This window comes from Candidatus Saccharibacteria bacterium (assembly GCA_016191105.1).
In the GTDB taxonomy this organism is placed as follows: Bacteria; Patescibacteriota; Saccharimonadia; order CAILAD01; family BJGX01; genus JACPPH01.
This window is the reverse complement of the sequence record JACPPH010000002.1, coordinates 100,245-119,597: the sequence shown is the minus strand read 5'-3', so window position 1 is coordinate 119,597 and position 19,353 is coordinate 100,245. Positions and strand designations below refer to the sequence as shown.

Genomic DNA, 19,353 nt, shown 5'->3' with positions numbered 1-19,353 from the left:
TTAGAGTGATACAACTATGAACAATCGTATTCAGCCCGAACAGCTTAACGCCTTAATTGAACAGTCACTTAAAGCACTCAAGAAGGATCGCGATCGAGAGATTTTGCGGCGTCGGTTTGGTATTACTGGCGGTCGAATTCAAACTCTTGAAGAAATTGGTCAGGATCTGGGTATTACTCGTGAGCGCGTCCGCCAGATAGAGAAGGCTGCTCTCATGCGAATTCGCGAGCAGGGTCAGCATGATCACGAGCTAACAGCCCGGCTCCAACAGATTATGGCTAACTACGGTGGCATAATCAGTTTTGACGTCTTACTAAACCAACTCCAAGCTGCCAGTGGATCAGCCCCACGTGTCAGTTTCTTAATCCGTTTGAACCCGGGGTTTTACTTTGTTGACAAAACTGATCATCATATTCATCTGGTGCTCGACGCCTCAATCTATTCAGAACGTGACTTGGCAAAGCTGTATAGTCAATTAGTAGATGTCGTAACCGATCTAGGTAAGCCAGTTAAGTTCGACAAGGTGATGGCTCGAATTGATGGCCCACATAAATCTGAAGCTATGCAGCAATTAGCTTTAACAGCTCACAACATTTCCAACCTAGATGACCTGTGGGGCCTGAGCCAGTGGCCCGAGGTAAATCCTCGTAGTATCCGCGACAAGATATATCTGGTGCTCAAAAAGGCCAGTCGACCTATGCACTTCACCGAGATCGCTCATTCTATCGGCAAGCTCAAGGCCAACCCTAAATCTGTTACAACCCAGGCTGTACACAACGAGCTAATTAAAGATAGCCGATTCGTACTGATTGGTCGAGGCATTTATGCGCTCTCAGAGTGGGGCTACAAAGCCGGCACTGTTGCTGATATCATAGAAGAGGTATTGAAGGCTGAGTCGCCATTACCAAAAGACCAAATCATTGAGCGGGTTTTGGCCCGTCGCCAGGTTAAGCCCAGCACCATTGTGCTCAACCTGCAGGAAAAACCGCAGTTCGAGCGTGTCGGTAAGGGCATTTACGGTCTCAAAAAATCAGCTTAAAGCTTAATAGCTATAGGCTGCTAGGGGGCCGTTTGATCACCCAAAATTCTTATGTCAGCCATTACAACCATCATCTCTAATATTTTCGGTGTAATTGGCGCCGTCTTATTTACATACTGGGGCTGGACTCTGATAGCAGCCTTCCTGATGTATTTGATTTGGCGCAATAATCGCAAAGCCGAAAACATTATCAATACCGAGCACGTTGTGCTGCAGATAATAGTGCCGAAAAACAACGAGAAAAAGGAACTCTCGGCCGAGCAAATGTTTGCTAGTTTGCACGGCATATTGCGCCCCTCTGCCGAGATTAACAAAGAGAACACCATCCAAGACCACATTAGCTTTGAGTTTGCCAGCCAAGGCAATATGATTCACTTCTATGTTTGGGTGCCCAAACAGCTGAAGGATTATGTCGAGAGCCAAATCTACGCTCAATACCCAACCGTTCAAATCTTTACTATGGACGCCGACTACTCGCGAGCCGACGTGAGAGAACGAACTGCCTATACCACAGAGGCTGTACTTACCAAAGACGACATTTTTCCAATTCGCACCTTTCTAACCTTCGAGGTAGATCCACTGGCCGGCCTAACAACCGTCTTGGCCTCCTTGAGTGAAACCGAAGAAATGTGGGTCCAGTTCTTGCTAAAGCCAATTGATGACGGCTGGCACGCTCGCTCAATTGCCTATGTCGACGAGATACGCAATGGCAAGGCAGCTAAGTTTTTTGATAACTGGCAACAAAAGGCCTTGAGTGCACCATTTGCATTTGTAGGCGCACTATTTAACGCTGCCTTCAAACCGCCAGCCGAGAGCAAAAAGGAAGAGAAAAAAGACAAAAAAGAGCTTAGCCCTGGCCAGACTACCATTAATACGGCTGTTGAAACCAAGGCTCAAAAATTAGGCTATGGTGTGAAGATCCGTATCTGCTATCTAGGCGATAATGATGCTGCTGCCAAATCACGTATGCAGGCTTTAATTGGCGGTTTTAAACAGTTTAACACCATAAACCTAAATGGCTTTACCAACAATGGCATACGGGCCGGGGAGGATGGTCTTAAAGCCTACCAAGCTAGGCTATTTGAGGGCAGTGGTTATGTCTTAAACATCGAGGAGCTAGCCAGCCTGTACCACTTACCACATGTTTCAGTTGAGACACCAGGCGTAGTCTATACATCCACCAAGGTGGGGGAGCCGCCTGCTAATCTGCCAACCCTACAAAACACTAGTGCCGACAATCTAAGCCTAATAGGTAGCACCACGTTTCGTCAGGCTCACGTTAAGTTTGGCATCAAGCGTGACGATCGTAAGCGCCACCTCTACATAGTTGGTAAATCGGGCGTGGGCAAGTCTTATTTGCTAGAATTGCTAACCTTGTCGGATTTATATCAAAATCAGGGCTTTGCGGTCGTCGACCCGCACGGTGATTTTGCTCAGAACATTATGAAGTTTATACCCGAAAGCCGGATTGGCGATGTAGTTTACTTTAATCCAGCTGACACCGAATTCCCGATCGGGTTTAACCCGATGGAGGTACACGACGAAAACAAGCGCAACAGTGTGGCCAGCGAAATAGTGGGTGTACTCAAAAAAATGTTTGGTGACAGCTGGGGCCCGAGGCTCGAGCACATTTTGCGCTTTACGCTGTTGGCGCTACTAGAATCGCCCGACTCCACCATGCTCGGTATAACCCGCATGCTGACCGATAAAGCTTATCGCAAACAGGTGGTTGACAACGTGAAGGATCCAGTGGTTAAGGCCTTTTGGGTCAATGAATTTGCTAGCTGGAACGACAAGTTCGCCTCGGAGGCAGTTGCACCGGTGCTAAACAAGGTTGGTGCCTTTACCGCCAACCCGCTGGTGCGTAACGTGCTTGGTCAGAGCAGCTCAAGTTTTAATATACGAAAAATGATGGACGAAGGTAAGATACTGGTGGTCGATTTAAGCCGCGGTAAAATTGGTGAGGACAATGCGGGAATATTGGGCGCCTTGATGATCACCAAAATCCAGCTTGAGGCTATGAGTCGGGCTGACATTGCCGATATTGAAGAGCGCCGACCATTCTATTTATATGTCGATGAGTTCCAGAACTTTGCCACCGAGAGTTTTGCTGTAATTCTGTCTGAAGCCCGCAAATATGGGCTGTATTTAACCATGGCCAACCAGTACATTGCTCAAATGCCCGATGAGGTCAAAGATGCCGTGTTTGGCAACGTTGGCAGTATGATAACCTTCAGAGTCGGAGCCGACGACGCCACTTATTTGGCTAAATACTTTGAGCCAGTCTTTGAACCAGCCGATCTGGTAAATTTGGGCATTCAGAACGTCTATGTAACCATGAGTATCGACGGCGAAACTTCGCTACCATTTAGTGCCCGAACCCTTAATGGCCCCAAGCCGCCACACGACTTTACCCGGACCATTATTGAGCAGTCCAGGGCGCATTATAGTAAATCTAAAGCTGAGGTTGAGACCGATATCGCCAAGTGGAGTGGTTTTGGCAAAAAAGACGAGACCGAAAGCCGGGGGAGCGAAAACTCCGAAAAGCCTAAGCAGCCTCAAATCCCCGTCTATGAACACAAACCGAACTTAGCCGGGATTGAGCCTAAGAAATATAGCGAGCAGCTAAAATCCCGAAGAGAGCACGGCGGATCTGGTTCTAGTTCACGTTCGCGCAAGCGCCGTAGCAAGAGTAACAGATAGGTCTTGGCTGGTGGCTAGCTAGCCATATAAAAAGCAGCTGCGCCGTGGTAATTAGTTGTTATAAATAAATCTCACAGGCGATGATCTAAGGTATGTTAGTATATAGCTACTTGCAGCGAAGAAATGTGGCCGTGCTGCCGCAATCCGTACCTCAAAAGATGCTGGTTAATACGCCTACAAGTACTAATGTCATATGTCGCACAATATACCTTTTGCGTCATGCATCTATGACTATTGAGTATAAGCGTAATTTAACGATTTTTATATTTTTTGGCTATTTCTTAACTTTTTAATAGTGTAAACGCGAAATCTATACGTAAAAGTACAGCCACTTCTGGGCAATCATAGGCGTGAGTTAAGGGTGAATAGAAACCGAACATAGAACAGAAGACCAAATTCTACCTGCAAGTAATATTATTGTGAAACTAGTCGTGAAATGATATCTTGCTCAAAGCTAAATAGCTTAGCTGAAGCGCCAATTAATAACTGCTTTTCGCCTGCTTCGACTCTTCTCGGCCTTTAAGCACTACTTTATTTGACTTTGTACTATTCTATTTTTTGTGACCCGACCGTAAAAATCTGCTACCTTCTAGACTTCTGGAATTTCCTGGCTAACTTAGCTTTGTCATATGAACAAAAAACGAATGCTATTTATAAAAGGCTTTGCCCGGTACTCTCAAATCTACATATTCAGTAATTTTCTTATTTTGCTTTTTAAGGGCATCGAGAGTCGATTTTAGGTCATTGAGCTGATCGTCTGAACTCCTGGTAGTATCGAGTCGTATGCTATAACCAGAGTTGGTAGCCACGACTATCTCAGAGGTCGTCTCGCCGACATTCAACTGTGCTAGTTTAATACCAAGGCTCGGCAGCTTTGTCTGCAAGTCTTTCACGAAACTTACAAACGATGCTGGCACTATAGGCTGACCCAGCCGAACTGGCAGATTCGAGGTATCGATCACAGTGATTAGATTGTTAATATTATTTGTGGTTTGACTGTAGGCATAGCCGTCGTTACTAACGACATAGGCTTTGGTGGCGCTACGCCAAAGCAGCGCCGGGTCTTGCTCGCGAATGATCACCACGATCCCATTTGGCAGGCTGCGATCCACCCGAACACTAGCCACCTGCTGATTTTGGCTCTTTATTAAGTCGCTTATTTGGGTCGTATTGAGGAATATAATATTACGGCTTAGCGGTGTCTCGCTCAGTGCCTGTTCTACGGCTTTTTGAACTTCCCCTGCCACCACTACGCTGTTTCCCCTAATAGTTATTTTGCGAATCTGAAACAGTGGTGAAATGATAACCACATAGGCAGCACCTAGAAATAAAAGAATGTAAATCAGTGGCCGAACAAAAGCCGAAACACGCCATTGGCGCTTAGTTTTTGGCGTTTCATAATGTGGCTGATAAACCACGCGCCGAGTCCGGCCGAGTCGTCGAGTATCTTTGGACACTTAGTTTTCTACTCCAGTTTTTGTTGCGCATTTATGCAGAATCGTAGCGACATGTTCTGAAGCATAGGCTTTGTAGAACTTGTGAAATGTTTTTATCAAGTAGTTTGTTGCTTCGGGGTGCTCGAGTATCTGATCAATTTCTGAGCGCAACCGAAGCTCGGTTAGATCGGCTTGTTCTAGCAGGCGGATAGCTCCAAACCTGGCCAATATACGTGCATTAGATGGCTGATCTGCTGAACTTGGTAGTGGTATTATGATAGCTGGGCGGCCAACTGCTGCAACCTCGGTTAGTGTTGACATGCTGCCTCTTGCAACAACTACCTCTGCTCTTTGGTAAGCCAGCCCCATTTCTGATTGCAAAAAACCAAATGGTAGATAGCTAGTTTTGAGCCCGGCCGGCAGTTTGTGATGCATAAAGCGGGCTCGCTCAATATCGCGCTCACCCGTTAGATGAATAATGTTGTAATGTTTACAAAGGTTTTCTAGCGATGAAAATATTACCTGGTTGATAGCTTGGGCGCCTTGTGAAGACCCGGTAATCAAAACTACTGGTTTATTTTTGTCGAACGGGAAAAATTTTTCTGCAGCTGCGGGCGAGGCGCTTAATATTGAACCACGTATTGGATTGCCGGTGTAGATCAGTTTAGATCGATCAACTCTGTCTGGTAGCTGGTAGGTTTCGACCGGAAAACTTACGGCTATTTTTGTGGCCTTGGTAGCCAAAACTTGATTGGCTTTGCCGAAAATCGAATCTGATTCATGAATAACCAGTGGATAGCCCAGTTTGGCGGCCGCCAAACCGACTGGTAACCCAACATAGCCGCCCTTGGTGAATACCACATCGGGCTTAAAGCCATTCAATATTTTGCGAGCTTGCCGAATTCCACGCACCACTCGAGTGGCATCTTTAATATTTTGACTAGTTGTTTTAATATCTAAAACCTCTCGCACCAACCCCCGACCATAGCGCCGAAACTTACCCGACGGAATAGCAACATATTCAAAGCCACTGCTTTGTAGAATCTTCTTCTCGAGCTCATTGCCCGAACCAACGAATAATACTTTGAGATTAGGTTCGAGTTTTTGCAGTTGCTCGAGAACCGCCAAAATCGGCGCGATATGTCCGCCTGTCCCCCCGCCCGACACTACGATCTTCACTTCGAACCTCCTTGTGAGTAAATTTAGAAATATTTTGCAAGATTCCAATGCCGATCAACAAGGCAATTAAGCTAGTGCCGCCATAGCTTACAAATGGTAAAGTAATGCCCGTTAGCGGAATCAAACCAATCATTGCGCTCACGTTAAATACGGCCTGAAAACCAATCCAGGCAGTAATGCCCACGGCTACCAGCTTAGCAAAGTTGTCGGGCGCAGATCGACTCACGCGATAGCCCCTATACAATAGCCCACCATACAAAGACACAACCACCAGACAGCCTAACAAGCCGAATTCTTCGCCAATGATTGCAAAAATTGAATCGTTAGTCGACTCAGGCAAATAACCATAAGCTTGTAAGCTTTTACCCAAGCCCCGGCCAAAAATTCCGCCAGAACCTAGGGCTATAAGAGCCTGGTTGATATGATAGGCCGAGCCCGAGGTATCGTTGGCTTGGTTTAAAAAGGTTAAAAATCGGCTTAAACGATATGGAAAGAACACTATGAGCAGCCCGCTCAAGCTTGTCAAAATGCCAACACCAGCCGCAAAAATCGGCAGCCTAACGCCCGACACGAAGTATATGCTTAAACATGCCGCCACTATCACCATGGCGCTGCCCATGTCTTTTTGCAGCAAAACCACCAAAAAGGCTGTTAGGCTAATAATAACCAAAAATGGCACTAACCCCTCAAATAAGCTGCTCAAATGACCACGATTCTTTTCGACCCAAGCCGCCATATATAGTACTATGCCGAGCTTAAAAAACTCTACCGGTTGAAAGTTGAGCGGCCCAAAACGCACCCAGCGTGATGCCCCATTTACCTGAACACCGATACCTGGTATTAGCACCAGAAACATTAGGACGGCTGAACCATAAAAAATATAAGCGGCGTATTTTTGCCAAACACTATAGTGAACCTTGCTAGCTGAATACCAAAGCAAAATACCGATAGCAAAGGTTACCAGCTGAGTATAAAACAGGCTGTTGGTGTCGTTGCTGCCACCAGTCTGTTTTAGAATTGCGATCCAGCCCGTAGAGTAAATCATAACCATGCCAATGGCAATTAAGCACAAAACCAGCACACTTATTACATAGTCGGGCCGGTGAGCTAGCTGAACCGGCGAGCGGCTGTGGTGGCTAGCACTGATCGGCCGCTTGCTAAACATAGTGTCAAATTTAGCCACGCGCAATTAAGCCTATTACTAGCCCAAGCGACGCCAAAACTGCACCAACAATCCAAAGCCGCATAGTGACTTTTGTTTCTGGCCAGCCTAGAGCTTCCAGATGATGATGAATCGGCGCAGAGCGAAAGATTTTACGCCTAAATAACTTCTTGGAAGAAATTTGTAATAAACTCGAGCCAGCCTCGAGCACGAATACACCACCTATTATAGGCAATACAAAGACTGAGTTGGTCAGCATAGCCACAATGCCAAGCGCTGTGCCAAGTGCAAAGGAGCCAACATCGCCCATCATAAAGCGGGCCGGAAAGATATTAAACCAGGTGTATGCCAACACAGCACCAACAGTTGCCAAGCAAAAACCAGCTATGCCTATATTGCCCTGAACGAAGGCAATCCCGCCATAAGCCAAGAATGCCAGCGACAGAAGGCCTCCCGAAAGGCCATCGAGCCCATCGGTAATATTAACGGCGTTTGAGGTTGCTACTATCACCACAATAAATAGCGGAATATATAGCCAGCCGATGTCGAAATTGCCAACAGCGGGTACATGAATATGGCTAAAGCCGAGCTTAAAGAAGAAATATAACGCACCTACAGCGGCTACCCCCAAGATCAACAAAAACTTAATTACCGAACGCAAGCCGGCCACCCCACCACCACGGCCGCGAATGTTGATAATGTCGTCGAGCAAACCCACGCTGCCGGCTGCTACCAACCCAAACACCAGCAAGTAGGTTTGAGACCGGCTCCAGTTGAGGGTTACTGTCACCAAGGTGATAGCTAAAACCATTATGATGCCAGCCATGGTTGGAAATGGCTTTTTGTGCTTGGCAGCATGCAGGGCGTGAAAAACCGGAGCTTTCTCACCAGTTACGGCCGTTTCGCGGATCTGCTTCCAGAGTTTGTACTTATAAGCAAAGTGAGTGTAAAGCGGTGTAAATGCCATAGCAACTACAAAAGCCACGAAGGCTTGGGTGAGTACAAATGTTAGGCTGCTTATAGCTAGGGCTTTATCAAACATATCTTTCCTTATTTTAACAAAAAACTTACTTTAATTCGCCCTTGGCGGGATGTTGTAATAATCAAACAGGGTGCGCTCGATAGCCGCAAAGGCCGGCACAGCTGTGGTTTCGGCAAATCCCGAAACTTTCGGGTAATCGATTCTAACCAACATTACGAACTTAGGATCATCAACCGGCGCAAAACCTACAAAGCTGCCGATGTTTTTGCTTTCTTCGTAGCCACTGCCATCGGCTTTTGGCACCTGAGCCGTCCCTGTTTTACCGGCTATACTGTAGCCGGTCGTGCGAGCCATCCAGCCTGAACCGTTTTGCACCACTCGGGTCATCATTTGGGCTACCTGGGCTGCTGTTTGAGGACTAACGACGTTACTGTCGATCAGCTTAGGTTGAGTCTTCTTGATAGTGCCGTTGGGCGCGATTGATTCGGCAATTATCTGCGGCTGGTAGAGCTTGCCACCATTTGCAATCGCGGCTGCCGCTGTAATCATCTGAATGCTGGTGACCGAAATACCCTGCCCGAAGGCCATGTTAGCATAATCAATATCGGCGCTTTTTTCGGGTCGCTTAATTGGTGAGTTAGCCTCGTCGGCAAGCTCTATGCCAGTGCGTTCACCAAAGCCGAACTTTTTAAAGTATTCGGCTAATGTTTGTTTAGCCTTTAAGGTTATCTTATCGGGATCGCCGCCGAGCTGGCGCAATACAAACACCACACCAGTATTAAGTGAGCGCTGGATTACATCGGCCATAGTCTGAACACCAAACTTACCATTTTCGGCATTGCGTATCACCTTGTCGCCGAGCTTAACTTCGCCCGTGTCATTGTATGTCGTGTCTGGCTTAACCTTGCCGGTATTGATCCCGGCCGACATGGTGAATATCTTAAACCCCGAACCAGGTTCGTAGAGACTGGTTATGGCCGTGTTTACAAAGGTCTTATAGTCACCGACAGTGCTAAAGTTATTGGGGTCGTAGTCGGGGTAGCTTACCATGGCTTTAATAGCGCCAGTCTTAGGATCCATAACTATAATGCTACCCGATTCAGCCCTGTTATCGGTGACCGCTTTGACTAAAGCATCGCGAGCCACATTTTGAATATTGCGGTCAAGGGTTAGTACATAGCTGGTACCATCAATCGGCTGGACAGCAGTGTTTTCAGTGCTGGAAATTGGTACCCCCAAGCTGTCAGTTACGGCCTTAAGCTGCCCAACTTGACCACTTAAGTCCTCGTTGATATATTGCTCCAACCCATATTGACCCTCGCCATCGGCATTAACATAACCAAGTACATGCGAAAACAGGTTGGCTTCAGGGTAATAGCGGTAAGCCTTGGTAGCCAATATTACGCCGGCTATATTCAGGTCTCGAATTTTACTGGCATCAGAATCTGAAACCCTCTGCTTAACTTCAACATAACGACTATCTGCATTGCGAATTTTAGCGTATATGTCGTTGCTATTTAGGCCCAGTATGGGGGCTAATTTACTGGCCACTTCACCAGCGTCTTTAACAAATTTGGGGTCAACCGCTACAACTTGTAAACGTTGATTGAGCGCCACTGGGTATAAGCCATTGCTATCTCGTACAAATATTTCTCCCCGGTTGGTTGGGATTTCGAACTTGCGCGATTGTTGCTGATTGGCTTGGGTTAAATATTTGCGATTTAGAAAAGCCTGTATGTAAATTAGCTTACCAATAATTAGCAGACCCAATAATACAAACAAAGCCGCCAGCACTATTATGCGGCGGTTTGTTTGGACGGAGACGCTAACGCTCAACGCCCCCTCGCTCCCTAACGACTAGTGTCGGCGAAGCTAACAGCCTTGGTATCGGTTGGTGTGAGCTTGCTGGCCACGGCCGAAGCCTTAGCTTCGGAAATTGACTGCAATCTCGCGGCTTGGATTTGTAAGTTTTCTTTTTCACCCTGCAATTGTTGCTGCTTCTGAGTTAAGTTCGAAATCCGATAATTAAAAGTCGACGTCTTGGTTACCTGATTTAGATATAGTAGCGCCAAAACAATGATAAGTCCAATTAGAAGAAGCGTGGTAGTTACTGGTCCAGACTGTAATTGGGTACTGGTGCGGGTTAGATTTTGATTGCGCCTAAGCGTTGCTGTTGCTGTGCTCACTTGGTTCTCCTTTTTTGTTTTTTAAAATTTTGTGTTTGTTTTTATTTTTGGCTGTTGTGATTCAGGTCTGTTGCGTCTAATCTTTCGGTCTTTCTTTAATGACAATCTCAAGTTTTAAGTCCTGTCATACTCTTCTCTTCCCTATCGTCTAGCGTTTAATTCTTAACTAAGAGTTACTTTACGCGCACTTTGACTTTGCGTGCGTGTGGGGTGCGGTTTTTGATGACTAAGGTCATATGCCCTCCTTTTGTTTTTGTTTAATTAATCTTTTCGACGGCTCGCAACTTGCCAGAGCGAGCTCGTGGGTTCAAATCATATTCATTGACCACTATTGGCTTCTTGGTAACCAGCTTAAACTGGGGTTTTGATGCAACTTGTCCGAATTGATCCTGGGTTGGTGTGCTTAGAATTTTAAAAGTTTGTTTTACTAGCCTATCTTCTAGGCTATGAAAACTTACGATCGCAATTCTACCACCGGGTGCTAATTTGGCCGGGAAGTTCTGCAAAAAACTTTCTAAAGCGCCGATTTCGTCGTTTACGGCTATTCGCAAGGCCTGAAAGGTTCGGGTGGCTGAATCGATCTTGCCCTTCGGCATTACCGCATGAACAATGTCGGCTAGCTGTAGAGTAGTCTCAATTGGTGCTTCGGTCCGTGCCTCGACAACTGCCTTGGCAATTTGTCGTGATCGGCGCTCCTCGCCATAGCAATAAATCAGATCAGCTAGTTCCCTTTCGCGATAAGTGTTTACAATCTCGGCTGCGGTTAAGCTTTGTTGAGTGTCCATTCTCATATCGAGCGGGCCGTCTTGCCGAAAGCTAAAGCCGCGCCGCGGCGTATCGAGCTGAGGCGAACTTACGCCCAGATCAACTAGCATTATATCGACGGTTGGCAGATCGTTCACCCAATCTAGATCGCCAAAGTTGGCTTGCTTGATCACCACATTCTGATGGTCTTTAAGCTGCTGCGCCAAGTGCTGGATTGCGGCCGGGTCTTGATCGAACAGATAGCCAAAGCCATGTTTGCCAACGGCTTTTAGTAGCTTGGTGCTGTGCCCACCATATCCAGCCGTAAAATCTGCAAATCTGTTACCTGCTTTTGGCTTCAAAACTTCTAAGACTTCACCTAATAACACCGGTATGTGTTGCATCTTTTTCATGTCAAGGTTACCTATTTAGCAGCCAGTTGTTGGTTTTTGTGTTTGTTTTTTGGTAATTTAAAGCGCTAGAGCCAAAAAGTCCGATTGGCACTAGCATTTTGTGGCAAGGACTTGTAAATAAGTCCTTATAGAGTTTGTGAGGTGGAGTTTTGTGTTTGGTCATAGGTTCTAGGAGTATTTTATATCAAGCGTCACCCTCCGTGGAACGCTCACTGACTGCCAAATAGCTAACTTTGATTTTTGGTTTTGAATTTTTGTTTTGGTTTTGAAAGTACTGTTTTAAGCTTTTGCCTAAAACCTCATCAACTAGACTTGAGCGGCGGTTTCGGCGGCTGTTAAGCGCCAGTAGTTGCCAACTCGCACGGCTACAACATCGCGAGCGATGCCTGCGTAGGCCAGTTGATGAGCTTCTAGGGTGATTCTCCCTTGCTTTTGATCCATTACCGGTTCGGACTTGCCCATTCGGAAGCGAACGTTCAGATCAGCTGTGCGCTCATCTAATATGTCGCCTTTTAAGGCATTTTCCATTTCGGTGTTCCAGACCCGTTCAGAGTAAAGGTGCAGGTATTTTCCAAATCCCCGGGTAACTACAATTTTCTCGCCTAGCTCTAGGCGAATTTCTTTGGGGATGGTCAACCTATTTTTGTCGTCAAGTTTGCGTTCGAAGTAGTCCATCTGTTGCTGTGTTTTCCTTACCCACTGTTACCCACTACATCCAGTATACTACCCGCACTTACCCACTGTAAACCCTTTTTCACTACTTTTTTAGTATTTTCTTATGCTTACTTTTGCTTTAATATAAGCATAATATCTATTTACCGGACAAAACACGAATGCATTTTATTTATTCAACACCCCATCATTCCCCTGTAGGCGAAGATCTAGCTAATATCGTTCTGGATCTCCGACATCGAATACTTCGTATCGATTCGAGGATGACGACAAACTAGTGTTCACGTATACTTAGAATGTATGAAGACGATCGTATCGGGCGAATACGTACGTAGCAGCTTCTTCGGATTCGAAGATAGCTTGGTAAGCACAACCGGGGTGCTGGCTGGCATGGCTGTTGGTACGTCAGATAAGGCAGCCTTGCTTTTGAGCGCCGTCGTAGTAATAGCTGTCCAGAGTATTTCGGGAAGTGCCAGCGAGTTTATTAGCGCCCAAATTGACGACGATATTGAACACTCCAAACATCCGGCCAACCCCTACCTAAGCGCCCTAGTAATCGCTATAGCATATGTTGTGGCTGGTTTTTTGCCACTGCTGCCCTATCTTTTTTTGCCGCATCCGCACGCTATTTATGCCAGTGTTGGCCTGGCGCTTGTTGCCCTTGCCTTGCTTGGCGTTTACAAAGGCGTGATTACCCACAAGAGTGCCCTGCGCGCTAGCCTAGAGGTTATAGTTATTGGTGGACTTTCGGCCGCAGTGGGCATCATCGCCGGGATAGTATTTAAGGTATAGCTATGAGCGAGATTAAAGATTCCTACAATGATGTGTTCAAACATAAAAAGCGAATTTTGGTTGTAGCCGCCCACCCCGATGATAACGAGGTTATTTGTGGTGGTTTGGTAGCTAGATTAACCACTGACGGTAAAAAAGTCCGCTTAGTGGTTACAACCAATGGCGAGAAAGGCGTTGGCGCCTCTAAAACCGATCCCACAGCTTTTGGCGAAGGCCGCAAGCAAGAACAGCAAAAAGCTGCCGCCGTGCTAGGAATTCCTGTGGGCGAAAACTTTAATTTGGATGTACCCGATGGCGAATTCGAGAATAGCCTAAATAACATCGAGAAAATTGCTTGGCATATACGCGAATTTAAACCAGATATTGTAATCACCCACAATCCAGACGAGGTTATTAACACTTTCTCGAGCAAAGACGGCGTGCGCTGGGTTAACCATCGCGATCACCGAGACACTGCCCTAGTTACAACCGATGCCATCTACCCCTACTCTCGCGACCGAGCCTTCTTTCCAGACCAACTCCAAAAGCTTGAGCCTCACACCGTTACAGAGGTGCTCTACGCCGACTCATACGAGCACCCTTGTCGGGTTTACTTTGATGTTACAGATTATGTCGATAAAAAGGCCGAGGCTCTCAACTGCTGCCCTAGCGTTATCGAATCTGAACACGTGCAAGAATATGTTGATGAAACTAAGATTGGTGACCGCTACTACGAACAGCTGAGATATTACAGTAGACTGTACTAGCTTTTCCATTCTTTATAAAGAGTGTAGTCAACGTTGCTCTGCCCGCCATCCTCAAAAATAACTGCTCCATTTATAAAAGAGGCCTTGTCAGACAAAAGAAATGTCGCAGTCTCTGCAATCTCTTCGGGTCTGCCAATCCTACCAAGAGGAGTGACTTCTTCAGCAGCTTTCTTAATAACATCGTTCTCAGGCCCCATGTCAGTATCAATCCAGCCTGGCGCGATAGCATTTACGCGTATTCCTTTATAGCCCAGTACATTACCTAGACTTTTGGTCAGGCTGATTAGCCCTGACTTTGCGGCAGAGTAAGCAAAGCCAACAAAAGCACCTGTCGCTGCGTCATTACTAACAATGTTAACTACCGCACTGCCCCATGGCATATTGTGGTTAAGAGCTTCAACCACAATATATGGAGCCGTTAGCATAACCTCTAGTGATCGATCCCATTTATTAAGATCAAATAGTTCCACGCTTTCTTACCCGAACAGTCCGGCACAATTTACAATATAATCAAATTTTTCTGGTTTTAGGCTCTCTAGGGCTTCAAGTAACTCTGTTCGATTGGAAAGATCAACTTTGACGTACTTTATATTATCCTGCTCTTTTGGCTTGGTCGAATTATAAGTGCCAACAACCTCGCAGCCCCCCCCTAATGCTAGTTTATCTATAATGGCCAGCCCAATTCCTTTTGACGCGCCTGTTACAAATGCTCTTTTCATTTAGCCTCCGCAATTACACTAATTTCAATGCTAGCACCGAGTGGCAATGAACTCACACACACGGCTTCGCGGACCGGGTATGGCTCACTAAAGTAGCTTGGATAAACTTCGTTTAGTTCTGGCATGGTCGCCATATCGGTAACATAAATAACAACTTTCGCTACATCGTTCAAACTTGAACCCGCAGCCTTTAGAATTTCTTCGATGTTATTCATAATCTGCTTCATCTTATCGGCCGTTGAGCCTTCAACCAAGGAATTATCAGGCTTAACATGTACCTGGCCAGCTACATAAATAGTACTGCCGCTTATGAGGGCCTGGGACAAAATATGATCAGCTTTTGGCGCCTTGTCGGTTTTAACTTGTTTTTTCACTTGAGTTTGTCCTCGAGATAGCCCTTGAGTTCTTCAATCTTCACGCGCTCTTGTTTCATGCTATCGCGTTCGCGAACGGTTACAGCCTGATCGTCTAGGCTTTCGAAGTCGACGGTTACGCAGTATGGTGTGCCGATCTCATCTTGGCGGCGGTAGCGCTTACCAATGCTTTGAGTTTCGTCGTATTCTACATTATATTCACCAGCGATTGAGCTAAATACTTCTGTAGCAACCTTGTTAAGTTCGGGCTTCTTACTCAGCGGTAGTACGGCAACTTTGACCGGCGCTAGCTCTTTTGGTAGTTTTAATACCACGCGTGCTTCACCTTTTACTTCTTCTTCGGTATAAGCATCTATTAGTGTGGCTAGGAACATTCGGTCCACTCCAACCGAGGTTTCCACAATCCAGGGTATGTATTTTTTGCCCGATTCTTCGTCGAAGTATTGTAGATCACTGCCACTATATTTGCTATGTCGACTAAGGTCCCAATCACCCCGGTTATGAATACCTTCCATTTCTTTAAAGCCAAATGGGAATTTGTATTCAATGTCCCAGGCTGCCTTGGCATAGTGAGCTCGTTCTTTTTCGCCATGCTCTCGAAAACGTAAGTTGTCTTTGGTTAAGAACTTCTGGTGCCAAGCCATGCGTGCTTCTTTCCAGTGCGCAAACACTTCATTGGCCATATCGGGATGCACAAATACTTGCAACTCGGCCTGCTCAAACTCACGTTGCCGGAACAGGAAATCTCCTGGGGTAATCTCGTTACGAAAGGCCTTGCCGATTTGCGCAATGCCGAACGGAATCTTGGCCCGCATAGTTTCGCGCACGCTATTGTAGTCGGTGTAAATCCCCTGGCAGGTTTCACCCCGCAGATACACAATGTTCTTTTCCCCCTCAATTGAACCCATGTGTGCTTCAACCAACAAGTTGAAGGCTTTAGGTTCTGTCCAGTCGATCTTACCGCAATTAGGGCATTTGATGTTTGCTAACAGCTCAACAAGCTCTTCGTTGGTAACATCATCGACCTCGGCCAGCTTGTCGGCTCGGTAACGGTGCTTACAGTTGCGACAATCAACCATAGGATCATTAAAGCGCTCCGTGTGCCCAGAAGCCTCCCAGACTTTGGGGTGTTGAATAATCGCACTGTCTAAACCATAGATGTTTGGGTTTTTGTAGACCATTTCAGTCCACCAAGCTCGCTTGAGATTGTTTTTGAGCTCAACCCCGTATGGGCCAAAGTCGTACATACCAGCCACGCCACCATAGATCTCACTAGCCTGAAACACAAAGCCACGGCGCTTGCAGTAACTTACCAGCTCCTCCATAGTGATTTTGTTTTTCTCTGTGGCCATAATGCTATATTATACCGTACTAAACCTGTAGTTGTCATTCTGAACTTTGTGAGGAATCTCCCAGATCCTTCGCTTCGCTCAGGACAATAAGCAAGCTTATTGTTTTAAGATCGAGCTAGAGCGAAAACTGAGCCCAAAGTGATACTGAAAGTACTTGTCGAGCAGATTCTGGGCCAAGTCCAGTTGCTTCGAGTCCACGCTCACTCGTTTAACCACCGAAAAGTTATGGCTATACACCAGTCGCCACAGCTTAATGACCTCGATTGATATCTCGCCAGCCGGACCAGCGGGCTTGGTGGCCAACACCCGGCCATCGTCGTACGACAGATAGTGTTTTTGGCCCTGTTGAACATCTAGATTGGGCTGGTTGCCCAGGGCCTGCAAAAGTTTAACACAAAAGTAGATTCGTAGCAGCTTGCTATCGTCTCGGCTCGACAACCAGCCAAAACTTTCCTGTAACAACTCAAAAATAGCTTGGTTCTTTTGGTGTTCAACGGCAGTTTTGTCGACCATCTCTAAAAACAGATAGCCCAAGCTGATTTGCTCGAGGTTGCTAAAGTCTAAATCGTAAACCTTTTGAGCTTCGGCGGTGGTTACAATATCGAAAGTTCGACCTCGGTGCAGATGGAGGCGTGTTAGTACAAATGGCTCCAAATGCCCAGCTCGTCGGCTGCCAACTTTGCGCACCCCCTTGGCCATAAGTTTAAGCTTGCCCTGCTGTTGGCTAAAAAAGATTAGTATGCGGTTAGTTTCGGCTTGGTTGTAGCGACGCAGCACAAAACCGGTTGCTAAGAAATCCCTCACTTCGGTTCTTCAAGAATTGCCGTAACCTGGCCGACCAACTCACGAGGCGAAATTTGCGATTTAACATAAAAGCCAACAATACCCAGACTCTGCGACAACTCATGTTTAAGATCGACCTCGGCCGGATGGAGATTAGTTAAAATCACGATCGGCACTTCGTTGTACTGTGGTTGCTTGCGAATTTCTTTGATTAGTTGCAACCCATTCATACCGGGCAACAAAATATCTACCAAGAAGATATCTGGCTTAGCACCTTTTTTGAGATCTAGCAGGCACATTTCGGCATTTTCACAGGTTTGCACCCCGTAGCCCATCATCTCAAACTTTGTCTTGTACATGGTGGCCAATAGGTTGTCGTCTTCGATCAAAAATATGGTTTTTTGGGTTTTAGCACTCATATTGCTATTGTATATCAATTGTAAGCTGAGTGCTAAGGCGTAAGCGCAAATACAGCTTGGCTGGGTTGCCAGCAATGTGCAAGCGGCCGCCACACTTCGATGCTACTTTTTGCAAAAAAAACAATGTTAGTTGGTTAAGATCATCGGAGTAGCGGACCACACTACTTGTTTTTAGTTTGTTCAACCAGCCACGCGGGCCAGCAAATCTTATTACAATATAGCCCGGCCGGCGGCGAAAGTTGAGCTTTGGTTTGCCAAGCGAAAGGCCAGCGATTAGTTCAAAGGATAATTGCATAAGCTCGGGACAGGCAACAACTTCGGGCAATCGGTAACTTCGGGTAAATGAGCACTTTTCGGATATAATGGCAGCCAAGTCAATGCCAGCACAATCTTCGTGCTTTAAGTTTTCGATTATCCTTATAAGCAACTTGGCTTGCTGCAAACACTTAAGCTGAAGCTTCGTGGCTCTCGCTAGCTGCCTATTCAGCTCTCGAGATTGTTTGCCCGAGTCCTCCTCGATTAGCTGAACATAGCCGCCAATTGCCAAATTGGTTTGAGCTAGATTATTCACTATCGCCTTGAGCAAAATAATATCGGCGCTGGCAAATGTTAAATTAAAACTGCTGTTAAACTCACCCACCCCTCTAGACTACTAGAGACTGCCTGTGGCATACAACCATAAGCATCTTTGTTATTGAGTTGCTCTGGTGAAACCCTTTAAACTATGGCCTGCGGCCAGCACTTCTTTGCAGCCAAGAATTATCAAAGCTTCCGACATGTGCTCAAATCTAGAAGCGCCAGCTTGGGCCTCGTTTTCTATCCTGCGGCAGAGACGGTTCGCCGGCTGGCGGATGCTCGGATAGAAGTACTTAGCCTTGCTGGCTTTCTGATTTTCGAATGCCAGTTAAAGAGTTATGGGTTAATTTTGATCTGATCTAGTATCTGCTGATACACGGCCTGGTATTTTTCGTTGTTATCGGTTCGCAAGATATATGTTTTGTCACGTACCGGCAGTAAAACGACAGTACCAGCAACGCTGTTATTGTTGCTTTTATCGATTATACCCGTGTATTTAATACCTTTAATGCCAGAAACGGTTACCTCCTCTGCTGTAATGCCATTGCGCTTATCTTTGACCAGGCTATCGTAATTCTTTTTGACTTGATCATATGTTGTGGTTTGAATATCCATGCGCAGGGCATGCTGAGCAGCCTTGACATCTACCACATCTGGATCGGCCAGTGAACTGAGAGCGCCGTTTGTGCCTGGAGTCAGTGAAAGGCTAAAGTATTTTGGCAGACTTAACTCATAAGCACCATAGGCATCTGGAGCCTTATACACCCGCGTGTCTTTGTTTTGTTGCAAGGCATAATTCTTGTCGTCTTCGGCCTTTTGAGCATCGCGACCTTGAGCCTCCCCTTTTTTGACTGCAGCCTGGATGGTGGCATCGTTTACGCTGGCGCGGGTAGCAAACACCGCCACCAAAATAAGCAAAACAAAGCACACCCCCCCTAGTACCATTGCGACAAGACGCATGCGTTTGTATTTGGCCTGACTGCTTTTTGGCGAATTTACTGACAAATCTGTGTGCTTTTCTGACTCTGGAGCTTCACTATTTGGCAGTGGGGCCGGTGATTCGTTTTGCAAGTTCC

At 46.3% G+C, this 19,353-nt stretch carries 20 protein-coding genes; 4 read left to right on the top strand and 16 right to left on the bottom strand.

What is annotated here, in order from left to right:
* Positions 1–16: 16 nt before the first annotated feature.
* Positions 17–1,039 (top strand): hypothetical protein, encoded by a 1,023-nt coding sequence (locus tag HYX70_00845; GenBank protein ID MBI2797831.1) that lies wholly within the window; start codon positions 17–19, stop codon positions 1,037–1,039.
* Positions 1,040–1,090: 51 nt separating this feature from the next.
* The gene (locus tag HYX70_00840; GenBank protein ID MBI2797830.1) at positions 1,091–3,742 is read left to right on the top strand and encodes a type IV secretory system conjugative DNA transfer family protein; all 2,652 of its coding nucleotides are present in this window, start codon (positions 1,091–1,093) and stop codon (positions 3,740–3,742) included.
* Between the two features lie 647 nt (positions 3,743–4,389).
* On the opposite strand, the gene HYX70_00835 is transcribed toward HYX70_00840, so the two are convergent.
* From HYX70_00835 to HYX70_00800, 8 genes are all read right to left on the bottom strand, one after another.
* Positions 4,390–5,199, bottom strand: coding sequence for an FtsQ-type POTRA domain-containing protein (locus HYX70_00835; GenBank protein MBI2797829.1), 810 nt, complete (start codon positions 5,197–5,199; stop codon positions 4,390–4,392).
* Complete coding sequence (locus HYX70_00830) at positions 5,200–6,357, bottom strand: UDP-N-acetylglucosamine--N-acetylmuramyl-(pentapeptide) pyrophosphoryl-undecaprenol N-acetylglucosamine transferase (protein ID MBI2797828.1); 1,158 nt, start codon at positions 6,355–6,357, stop codon at positions 5,200–5,202.
* Positions 6,269–7,540, bottom strand: a complete 1,272-nt coding sequence (ftsW, locus tag HYX70_00825) for a putative lipid II flippase FtsW (protein ID MBI2797827.1) — start codon at positions 7,538–7,540, stop codon at positions 6,269–6,271. The genes HYX70_00830 and ftsW overlap by 89 nt, the downstream gene beginning before the upstream one ends.
* Positions 7,533–8,561, bottom strand: a complete 1,029-nt coding sequence (gene mraY / locus HYX70_00820) for a phospho-N-acetylmuramoyl-pentapeptide-transferase (GenBank protein MBI2797826.1) — start codon at positions 8,559–8,561, stop codon at positions 7,533–7,535. The genes ftsW and mraY overlap by 8 nt, the downstream gene beginning before the upstream one ends.
* 30 nt (positions 8,562–8,591) lie before the next feature.
* Positions 8,592–10,337 (bottom strand): penicillin-binding protein 2, encoded by a 1,746-nt coding sequence (locus HYX70_00815; GenBank protein MBI2797825.1) that lies wholly within the window; start codon positions 10,335–10,337, stop codon positions 8,592–8,594.
* 14 nt (positions 10,338–10,351) lie between these two features.
* Positions 10,352–10,687 carry a hypothetical protein gene (locus tag HYX70_00810; GenBank protein ID MBI2797824.1) on the bottom strand — a complete coding sequence of 112 codons (336 nt, stop codon included), beginning with the start codon at positions 10,685–10,687 and terminating at the stop codon, positions 10,352–10,354.
* Between the two features lie 257 nt (positions 10,688–10,944).
* Positions 10,945–11,844, bottom strand: a complete 900-nt coding sequence (gene rsmH, locus HYX70_00805) for a 16S rRNA (cytosine(1402)-N(4))-methyltransferase RsmH (protein ID MBI2797823.1) — start codon at positions 11,842–11,844, stop codon at positions 10,945–10,947.
* Positions 11,845–12,150: 306 nt separating this feature from the next.
* Positions 12,151–12,519 (bottom strand): cell division/cell wall cluster transcriptional repressor MraZ, encoded by a 369-nt coding sequence (locus HYX70_00800; protein MBI2797822.1) that lies wholly within the window; start codon positions 12,517–12,519, stop codon positions 12,151–12,153.
* A gap of 297 nt (positions 12,520–12,816) precedes the next feature.
* Here HYX70_00800 and HYX70_00795 point away from each other — a divergent pair, with 297 nt between their 5' ends.
* Both HYX70_00795 and HYX70_00790 read left to right on the top strand, forming a co-directional pair.
* Entirely contained in the window at positions 12,817–13,308 is a 492-nt protein-coding gene (locus HYX70_00795; GenBank protein ID MBI2797821.1) for a VIT1/CCC1 transporter family protein, read from the top strand.
* A gap of 2 nt (positions 13,309–13,310) precedes the next feature.
* On the top strand, positions 13,311–14,054 hold the full coding sequence (locus HYX70_00790) for a PIG-L family deacetylase (protein ID MBI2797820.1): 744 nt from the start codon (positions 13,311–13,313) through the stop codon (positions 14,052–14,054).
* On the opposite strand, the gene HYX70_00785 is transcribed toward HYX70_00790, so the two are convergent.
* The 8 genes from HYX70_00785 to HYX70_00750 form a co-directional block, all read right to left on the bottom strand.
* A complete protein-coding gene (locus tag HYX70_00785) occupies positions 14,051–14,524 on the bottom strand; it encodes an SDR family oxidoreductase (GenBank protein MBI2797819.1) in 474 nt (157 codons plus the stop codon). The two genes, HYX70_00790 and HYX70_00785, sit on opposite strands and share 4 nt — an antisense overlap.
* A gap of 6 nt (positions 14,525–14,530) precedes the next feature.
* The gene (locus tag HYX70_00780) at positions 14,531–14,773 is read right to left on the bottom strand and encodes an SDR family NAD(P)-dependent oxidoreductase (protein ID MBI2797818.1); all 243 of its coding nucleotides are present in this window, start codon (positions 14,771–14,773) and stop codon (positions 14,531–14,533) included.
* Positions 14,770–15,147, bottom strand: a complete 378-nt coding sequence (locus tag HYX70_00775; protein ID MBI2797817.1) for a hypothetical protein — start codon at positions 15,145–15,147, stop codon at positions 14,770–14,772. The genes HYX70_00780 and HYX70_00775 overlap by 4 nt, the downstream gene beginning before the upstream one ends.
* The gene (locus HYX70_00770) at positions 15,144–16,499 is read right to left on the bottom strand and encodes a glycine--tRNA ligase (protein ID MBI2797816.1); all 1,356 of its coding nucleotides are present in this window, start codon (positions 16,497–16,499) and stop codon (positions 15,144–15,146) included. The genes HYX70_00775 and HYX70_00770 overlap by 4 nt, the downstream gene beginning before the upstream one ends.
* Positions 16,500–16,595: 96 nt before the next feature.
* Positions 16,596–17,303, bottom strand: coding sequence for a DNA repair protein RecO (gene recO / locus HYX70_00765; protein MBI2797815.1), 708 nt, complete (start codon positions 17,301–17,303; stop codon positions 16,596–16,598).
* Positions 17,300–17,701 carry a response regulator gene (locus HYX70_00760; GenBank protein ID MBI2797814.1) on the bottom strand — a complete coding sequence of 134 codons (402 nt, stop codon included), beginning with the start codon at positions 17,699–17,701 and terminating at the stop codon, positions 17,300–17,302. The genes recO and HYX70_00760 overlap by 4 nt, the downstream gene beginning before the upstream one ends.
* Before the next feature lie 4 nt (positions 17,702–17,705).
* Positions 17,706–18,341, bottom strand: coding sequence for a hypothetical protein (locus HYX70_00755; protein ID MBI2797813.1), 636 nt, complete (start codon positions 18,339–18,341; stop codon positions 17,706–17,708).
* 272 nt (positions 18,342–18,613) lie between these two features.
* Entirely contained in the window at positions 18,614–19,348 is a 735-nt protein-coding gene (locus HYX70_00750) for a hypothetical protein (protein MBI2797812.1), read from the bottom strand.
* Between the last annotated feature and the right edge of the window lie 5 nt (positions 19,349–19,353).

What these genes read in the sequence shown, in the direction of transcription:
- HYX70_00770 (MBI2797816.1), bottom strand. Translation starts at nt 16,499, where the DNA reads ATGGCCACAGAGAAAAACAAAATCACTATGGAGGAGCTGGTAAGTTAC.
- HYX70_00840 (MBI2797830.1), top strand. Translation starts at nt 1,091, where the DNA reads ATGTCAGCCATTACAACCATCATCTCTAATATTTTCGGTGTAATTGGC.
- HYX70_00760 (MBI2797814.1), bottom strand. Translation starts at nt 17,701, where the DNA reads ATGAGTGCTAAAACCCAAAAAACCATATTTTTGATCGAAGACGACAAC.
- HYX70_00790 (MBI2797820.1), top strand. Translation starts at nt 13,311, where the DNA reads ATGAGCGAGATTAAAGATTCCTACAATGATGTGTTCAAACATAAAAAG.
- HYX70_00845 (MBI2797831.1), top strand. Translation starts at nt 17, where the DNA reads ATGAACAATCGTATTCAGCCCGAACAGCTTAACGCCTTAATTGAACAG.
- HYX70_00795 (MBI2797821.1), top strand. Translation starts at nt 12,817, where the DNA reads ATGAAGACGATCGTATCGGGCGAATACGTACGTAGCAGCTTCTTCGGA.
- rsmH (MBI2797823.1), bottom strand. Translation starts at nt 11,844, where the DNA reads ATGAAAAAGATGCAACACATACCGGTGTTATTAGGTGAAGTCTTAGAA.
- HYX70_00780 (MBI2797818.1), bottom strand. Translation starts at nt 14,773, where the DNA reads ATGAAAAGAGCATTTGTAACAGGCGCGTCAAAAGGAATTGGGCTGGCC.
- mraY (MBI2797826.1), bottom strand. Translation starts at nt 8,561, where the DNA reads ATGTTTGATAAAGCCCTAGCTATAAGCAGCCTAACATTTGTACTCACC.
- HYX70_00800 (MBI2797822.1), bottom strand. Translation starts at nt 12,519, where the DNA reads ATGGACTACTTCGAACGCAAACTTGACGACAAAAATAGGTTGACCATC.